6 protein-coding genes are annotated in these 7,291 nt (G+C 67.2%); 1 reads left to right on the top strand and 5 read right to left on the bottom strand.

Translation table 11 applies throughout. The features are described from left to right. Positions 1–165 precede the first annotated feature (165 nt). The 5 genes from AB4Y84_RS08725 to zwf form a co-directional block, all read right to left on the bottom strand. Complete coding sequence (locus AB4Y84_RS08725; RefSeq protein WP_442244596.1) at positions 166–825, bottom strand: bifunctional 4-hydroxy-2-oxoglutarate aldolase/2-dehydro-3-deoxy-phosphogluconate aldolase; 660 nt, start codon at positions 823–825, stop codon at positions 166–168. 237 nt (positions 826–1,062) lie between these two features. Further along, a complete protein-coding gene (gene edd, locus AB4Y84_RS08720) occupies positions 1,063–2,979 on the bottom strand; it encodes a phosphogluconate dehydratase (protein WP_442250004.1) in 1,917 nt (638 codons plus the stop codon). Between the two features lie 58 nt (positions 2,980–3,037). Further along, a complete protein-coding gene (gene pgl, locus AB4Y84_RS08715) occupies positions 3,038–3,760 on the bottom strand; it encodes a 6-phosphogluconolactonase (RefSeq protein ID WP_442244598.1) in 723 nt (240 codons plus the stop codon). Continuing rightward, complete coding sequence (gene glk / locus AB4Y84_RS08710) at positions 3,757–4,764, bottom strand: glucokinase (protein ID WP_025878808.1); 1,008 nt, start codon at positions 4,762–4,764, stop codon at positions 3,757–3,759. Before glk ends, pgl begins: the two co-directional genes overlap by 4 nt. After that, a complete protein-coding gene (gene zwf / locus AB4Y84_RS08705; protein WP_442250003.1) occupies positions 4,761–6,197 on the bottom strand; it encodes a glucose-6-phosphate dehydrogenase in 1,437 nt (478 codons plus the stop codon). The genes glk and zwf overlap by 4 nt, the downstream gene beginning before the upstream one ends. 352 nt (positions 6,198–6,549) lie before the next feature. Here zwf and AB4Y84_RS08700 point away from each other — a divergent pair. Further along, a partial coding sequence (locus tag AB4Y84_RS08700) for an ABC transporter ATP-binding protein (protein ID WP_442250002.1) occupies positions 6,550–7,291 on the top strand: 742 nt, incomplete at its 3' end.

The following is a 7,291-nucleotide window of genomic DNA, read 5'->3' as shown; positions in this document are numbered from 1 at the left end:
TCCATGCGGCTCACGCCCCTGCGCAACCCATCCGCCCGGCCACGGATAGTTTCCGTGCGTCGCCACCGCGGAATGAAGAAGGAACGGCAGGAGCGGGTCGCGCGCTTTGCGCGCTTGGGGTCRGATCCCTTTCCCGGCGGGAAAGGGMTCTGACCCCGCAGTGCGTCAGTGGCCGCGTACGCGCTTGACGATCTTCGCGGCCTGCGCGGCGCTTTCGCGCACCTTGTCCCACTGGCCTGCGTCGATCCAGTTGCCCGGCACCATCCACGAGCCACCGATGCAGACCACGTTCTTCTGCTCCAGGTACTCGGCGGCGGTGTTCTCGGTGATGCCACCGGTCGGGCACAGCTTGAGGTCGGCGATCGGGCCGGCTACGCCCTTGATCATCGCCAAGCCGCCCACGGCCGTGGCCGGGAACAGCTTGCACACGCGGAAACCGCGCGCGTAGAGCGCCAGCAGTTCGGTCGGCGTCGCCGCACCCGGTACCACCGGCAGCGGTGCCGCAGCCAACGCATCGGCCAGCACCGGCGGCGTGCCCGGGGTCACCAGGAAATCCGCGCCCGCATCGATCGACTGTTGCATCTGCTCCACCGTCAGCACCGTACCGGCGCCGACCACCACATCCGGCAACTCGCGCTTGAGCATCGCCAGCGCTTCCATCGCCACCGGCGTCCGCAGCGTCAACTCGATGGCCGGCAATCCGCCCTCCAGCAACGCCGCACTGACCGCACGTGCCTGGTCCAGCGTATGAATCGTCACCACCGGCAGGATGCCGGCCGCATGCAGCAACTCCGCCGCCTTCACCTGATGTTGTTCGATACCCATAGCTCTGCTTCTGCCTTTGCTTTCGCTCTAGTTGTGCTTTCAATGATCACTTCGCGGCGTATCGGCGCCGGAAACTGTGATGCGGCGGAGGGCAGGGCGTCGCCAGGACCGTTCGCGCCATGGATGGCGCGATCGAGCCTACAGGGATGTATTTACGGCGTGTCCTGGCGACGGCCTGCCCTTCGCCGCCCCCTGGAAACCAACCGCCGCCACATACCCGCAACGCGCTTCAATCCCTCAGGCGTCCTTCGCCTCATGTGGCGCCGCCGCAGCAGCAGCATCGTGCCCCAGCTCATACTCCGCGTCGTAGTCCCACGGCCCACCGTCAGCCGCCGCCGGACCGCACGAAATCGAGATCGCGCCCTGATCGGCCGGGCCCACCACGCGCCGGTTGATCGCGAACAGGTTGCGGCCCAGGTCATTGGCGGCCGGCGCCGTATTCGGCGCATGAGTACGCGCGGCCCATTCGGCTGCGTCCACCAGCACTTCAAGCGTGCCGGCCTCACCATCCAGGCGGATGATGTCGCCCTCGCGCACCTTGCCCAGCGGACCACCGCGTGCAGCTTCCGGCGTCACGTGGATGGCGGCGGGAATCTTGCCCGACGCACCGGACAGGCGACCATCGGTGACCAGCGCCACGCGCCGGCCCTGGTTCTGCAGCAGGCCCAGCAGCGGCGCCAGCGAATGCAGTTCCGGCATGCCGTTCGCGCGCGGACCCTGGTAACGCACCACCGCCACGAAATGCTCGGGCAGCAGGCCGCCGGCGTGCAGCTTGTTCAGCACCTGCGGCGCATCAACCACCACGGCCGGTGCTTCGATGGTGCGGTACTGCGGCTTCACTGCCGACAGCTTGATCAGCGACTTGCCGAGGTTGCCGCGCAGCAGGCGCAGGCCGCCCTGGCTCTCGAATGGGTTGTCGACACCGCGCACCACTTCTTCATCGGCGCTGCGTTCCAGACCCGGCAGGTACACCAGCTTGTCATCGCGCAGCTGCGGCTCGCGCGCGTAGTCGGCCATGCCGCCACGGGCCACGCTGACTAGGTCGCCATGCATCAGGCCGGCCTTGATCAGTTCGCCGAACACGAACGCCGGGCCACCCGCTGCAGCGAAGCGGTTCACGTCGGCCTCGCCGTTCGGATAAACGCGCGCCAGCAGCGGAATCAGCTGCGACAGCTCGTCGAAGTCGTCCCAGGTCAGCACGATGCCGGCCGCACGTGCCACCGCGATCCAGTGGATGGTGTGGTTGGTCGAGCCGCCGGTGGCCATCAGCGCGATGATCGCGTTGATGATCGCGCGCTCGTCGATGATCCGCCCCAGCGGACGGAAGTCGTCGCCCAGCGCGGTGATGTCCAGCGCGCGCTCGGTGGCTTCGCGGGTCAATGCATCGCGCAGCGCCGTGTCCGGATTGACGAACGATGCGCCCGGCAGCTGCACGCCCATCGCTTCCAGCAGCACCTGGTTGGAATTGGCGGTGCCGTAGAAGGTGCAGGTGCCCGCGCCGTGGTAGGACGCCGATTCGGCTTCCAGCAGTTCTTCGCGGGTGGCTTCGCCGGCGGCGTAGCGCTCGCGCACTTCGGCCTTCTGCTTGTTGGGAATGCCCGGCGTCATCGGGCCGGCCGGCACGAACACTGCCGGAAGATGGCCGAAGGCGAGGGCGCCGATCAGCAGGCCCGGCACGATCTTGTCGCACACACCGAGGTACACGGTGGTATCGAACATGTCGTGGCTGAGCCCGATCGCGGTGGCCTGGGCAATGACATCGCGCGAGAACAGTGACAGCTCCATGCCGSSACGGCCCTGGGTGACGCCGTCGCACATCGCCGGCACGGCACCGGCCACCTGCGCGGTCGCGCCGAGTTCGCGGGCCACCGCACGGATCTGTTCGGGATAGGTCTCGAACGGCTGGTGCGCCGACAGCATGTCGTTGTAGGCGGTGATGATGCCCAGGTTGGCCGTCACGCCGCCGCGCAGGCGGCTCTTGTCGGTGCCGCCACAGGCGGCGAAACCGTGGGCGAGGTTGCCGCAGCTGAGGCGGCTGCGGAACGGGCCATCGCGCAGGGAGGCGTCGATCGCTGCCAGATAGGCGGCGCGCGAAGCGGCGCTGCGGCGGATGACGCGCTCAGTGATGGCTTGCAGTTGCGGATGGAGGCTCATTGGCTACCGGCGTTCGAGGTGGCGAGAGGCAAGCGGCAGCAGGGCGCCGCCGCCGACATCAATCAGTCCAGTGGACGCGCAGGCGCGCGCCTTCCAGGTTGATCGCGTTGAGGATCGGATACTGCTGCGGGTCGTTGCTGTCCAATGCCTGGCGCAGCACCTGCAGCTTCTGCTTGCCGCGCAGCAGCAGCAGACGCTGGCGGCACTGGGCCAGGCCGCGCGGGGTCAGGGTGATGCGCAGCGGCCACTGGTTGGCACCGGGGCAGCCGGTGGCATCAAGCGCGGCATACGGGAGGGTGCTTTCGAGGGCGCGGGTCAGGTCCTTCGAGCCCGGGAACAGCGAGGCGGTATGGCCGTCGTTGCCCATGCCCAGTGCGACCAGGCTTGGGGCCTGGCTGTGCTGGGCCTGCAGGTTGGCGGTGTACACGCATTCGGGCAGCGGCTTGCCGATCCGCACCAGCGGATCGAAGTGCGCACCTTCGGCACGCGTGAGCAGGTTCTCGCGCACCAGCCACGCATTGCTGTCGCGATCCTGCGGCGACAACCAGCGCTCGTCGGCCAGGCTCACTTCAACGCGGTCCCAATGCACGTCCAGCTCGGCCAGCGCCTGGTACACCGGTGCCGGCGTGGTGCCGCCGGACAGCAGGATGCGTGCGCGGCCCAGTTCGGTGATGTCGTGGTTGATCGCCTGCGCCATTTCGGCTGCAACCGCTTCGATCCAGCCATCGGCATCGCCATGGTTGATGAAGTCGATACGGTCGTCCTGGAAGATGGGGGTCATGCGGCAACTCCTGGTGCGTCACGTTCGGCGTCGGCAGCATAGGCAGCGGCGCCCAGCAGTCCGGCGTGGGGATGCATCACGGCCAGCGACGGCACCCGCGCCATGATCGAAGAGAACCGGCCCTTGTGTTCGAAGCGCTGGCGGAAACCGGAGTGCTGCAATGAATCGAGCATCTTCGGAGTCAGCCCACCGGTCAGGAACACACCATCCCAGGCGCCCTGGGTCAGCACCAGATCACCGGCAATGGCGCCGAACACCGCGCAGAACACATCCACGGTACGCATCGCCTGTGGATCGCCGTGCAGGGCGCGGGCGGTCACGTCCACCGGTTGCAGTTGGCCCGGGTCGATACCCGCCATCTCGCAGATTGCGCGATGGATGTTGACTAGGCCGGGGCCGCAGATCAGCCGCTCGTTGGAGACGCGCCCGAACTGCTCGGACAGGATCTCCAGGATGCGGATCTCTTCCGGCGTTCCCGGCGGGAAGCTGACATGGCCGCCTTCGGTTTCCAGCGGGTAACAGCGGCCGTGGCGAAGGATCAGGCCGCCGACGCCGAGGCCGGTACCTGGGCCGATCACTGCGTAGTTGCGCGGCTGACCCGGCTTGCCCGGAACCCAGGCGGCACCGCCGACCTGGACCACGTCATCGGGCTGCAGCAGCGAAATCGCCATTGCCTGCGCGGCGAAGTCGTTGATCAGGTGCAGTTCGTTGAAACCAAGCATCGCGGCCGTGCGGCTGCGCGAGATCACCCACGGATGGTTGGTGATGCGGGCTTCGTCACCATCGACACGACCGGCGACTGCGAACACGCCACGGCTTGCGGTGGCGCCGATCTGCTCCAGATGGTGGCGCGCGGCATCACCCAGCGACGGGAACTCCGCCACGGCGTACTCGCGGATGCTCTCTTTCAGCAGCGGGGCGTCCTGCGAGGTGTCGGCAAGGGCGAAGCGGGCATTGGTGCCACCGATGTCGGCGACCAGCACGGGCTGCGAGCTGGCACTCATTCCGACGCTCCGCTATCCGGTGCATCCACGCCCTGCGGCAGGAAATCGACCGCGTTGGCCGGGCCCCACTGGCCGGCAGGGTAGGGCTCCAGCGGCAGGTTGGCCGCCTTCCAGGCGTCGGCAACGCTGTCGATCCAGGCCCAGGCGGCACGCACTTCGTCATCGCGCACGAACAGGGTGTGGTTGCCGTTGAAGGCGTCCAGGAACAGGCGCTCGTAGGCGATGCGGCGATGCAGGCCGGTCGGCACCGACAGCTCCAGCTCCAGCGGCTGCAGTTCCAGCGCGCCCCATTCGGGCCCGGCCAGGCTGCTCATCAGGCCCAGTTCGATGTTCTCCTGCGGCTGCAGCTGGAACACCAGGCGGTTCGGTGCGGCCTGCGCACGCTGCGGACGCTCGAACAACCAGTGCGTGACCGGCTTTAGGGTCACCACCACGCGGGTGGTGCGCTCGGGCAGGCGCTTGCCGGTGACCAGGTGGAACGGCACGCCGCTCCAGCGCCAGTTGTCGATGTGCGCGGTGACACCGGCGAAGGTCTCCACGTCGCTGCCTTCCGGCGGCTGGTAGGCCTGTGCGGGCTGGCCGTTGATGCTGCCGGCGGTATAGCGGCCGCGCACGCTGTCACGCGCGGCGTGCTTGGCATCCAGCGGGCGCAGCGCGCGCAGCACCTTGACCTTCTCATCGCGGATGCGGTCGGCTTCCAGCGACGCCGGCGGCTCCATTGCCACCATGCACAGCAACTGCAGGATGTGGCTCTGCACCATGTCGCGCAGGGCGCCGGAGCGCGCGTAGTAGGCATCGCGGCCATCCACGCCTTCGCTTTCAGCCACCAGGATGTGCACCGATTCGATGTAATTGCGGTTCCACACCGCTTCCAGCAGCGTATTGCCGAAGCGCAGCGCGATCAGGTTCTGTACCGCTGCCTTGCCCAGGTAGTGATCGAGGCGGAACACGCGGTCTTCGTCGATCCACTGGCCGATGGTGGTGATGATCTCCTCGGCGCTTTCGCTGTCGCTGCCGATCGGCTTCTCCAGCATCAGGCGCGCGGGTGCGGCCAGCGCGCCGCCCTTGGCCAGGCCCTCGCAGGTGGAGATGTACAGGCCCGGCGGGATCGCCAGGTAGCTCACGCAGCGGCGGTCGACCAGGTCGGACACGRCAGCGGCGACCGAGTCGACGTCGCGCAGGTCCACCGAGCGGTAGTCGATGCGGCGCAGCAGGGAGGCGATGTCCTCCTGGCTGGCCATCGGCATCGCCTGCTGCAGGCGCGGGCGCAGGATGTCATGGAAGGCTTCGGTGTCGTGGCCCGACAGGGCCAGCGCACGGATGCGGAAATCCTCCGGCAGCAGGCCGTCGCCGAGCAGGCGCAGCAGCGAAGGGAACAGGTAGCGCTGGGCCAGATCACCTGTGGCACCAAACAGGAAGAGTGTGTCGTGCATCGCTCGAGTTTCAGATCCGGGTGACATCGTTGTCAATCGCTTCATGGCTGGGTTCGGGGGACATCCGCGCAACTGCCTGTCCGAGGCTCATCTGGATCGGTTTTCCGGCTCGCCGGAGCACCGTTCCAATCGAAACCACTACAGCGGCAACCCTTCGTTCGGTCGACGATGCAGGTCGGCGCGCACCGACTGTCGGATAGTGCCACGTGAAAACGTTTACATGGCAGAATGGGCAACTGTATTCGATTGCAGTGGTCGCCGTCATGCGGCAACCGCGCAATCATCACTGCCATCGGGAGGGCCGAGGCAGTCCCAAAAGACAGCCCGGCGTCGGGCGGACTGGATGAGTGAAATGGCAAAAGTGCAGTTGCAGGGTGTGCGCAAGGTCTACGACAACGGCCAGGTTGCAGTGAAGGACGCCACCTTCGAGGTCGCCGATGGCGAGTTGATGGTGCTGGTCGGTCCATCGGGGTGTGGCAAGTCGACCCTGTTGCGGATGGTGGCCGGGCTGGAAGAGATCAGCGGCGGCACGTTGACCATCGGTGATCGCGTGGTCAACGACGTGGCGCCGAAGGATCGCGACATCGCGATGGTGTTCCAGAGTTACGCGCTGTATCCGCACATGACCGTGGCCGAGAACCTGGCCTTCGGGCTGAAGCTGCGCGGCCATGACAAGGCGACCATCGACAAGCGCATCAGCGAAGCCGCGCAGACGCTGGGCCTGACCGACATGATGGACAAGCTGCCCAAGGCGATGTCCGGTGGCCAGCGCCAGCGTGTTGCCCTTGGCCGTGCGCTGGTGCGTGAGCCGGCGGTGTTYCTGCTGGACGAGCCGCTGTCCAACCTGGAYGCCAAGCTGCGCCACAGCGTGCGCACCGAGATCGCGCAGCTGCACCGCAAGCTGGGCACCACCATGATCTACGTGACCCACGATCAGGTCGAGGCGATGACCCTTGGCCAGCGCATCGTGGTGCTGAAGGACGGCATCATCCAGCAGATCGATACGCCGATGGCGCTGTACGACCGCCCGGCAAACCTGTTCGTGGCCGGCTTCCTCGGCAGCCCGGCGATGAACGTGCTGCGCGGCACGCTGC

The organism is Stenotrophomonas sp. 2YAF22, from assembly GCF_052114665.1.
GTDB lineage: Bacteria > Pseudomonadota > Gammaproteobacteria > Xanthomonadales > Xanthomonadaceae > Stenotrophomonas > Stenotrophomonas indicatrix.
The sequence above is the reverse complement of the archived record's forward strand: the minus strand, read 5'-3'. Positions and strand labels throughout refer to the sequence as shown.

Bases quoted from the DNA above. Each gene is read 5' to 3' on its own strand.
- AB4Y84_RS08725 (WP_442244596.1), bottom strand. From the start codon at position 825: ATGGGTATCGAACAACATCAGGTGAAGGCGGCGGAGTTGCTGCATGCG.
- pgl (WP_442244598.1), bottom strand. From the start codon at position 3,760: ATGACCCCCATCTTCCAGGACGACCGTATCGACTTCATCAACCATGGC.
- glk (WP_025878808.1), bottom strand. From the start codon at position 4,764: ATGAGTGCCAGCTCGCAGCCCGTGCTGGTCGCCGACATCGGTGGCACC.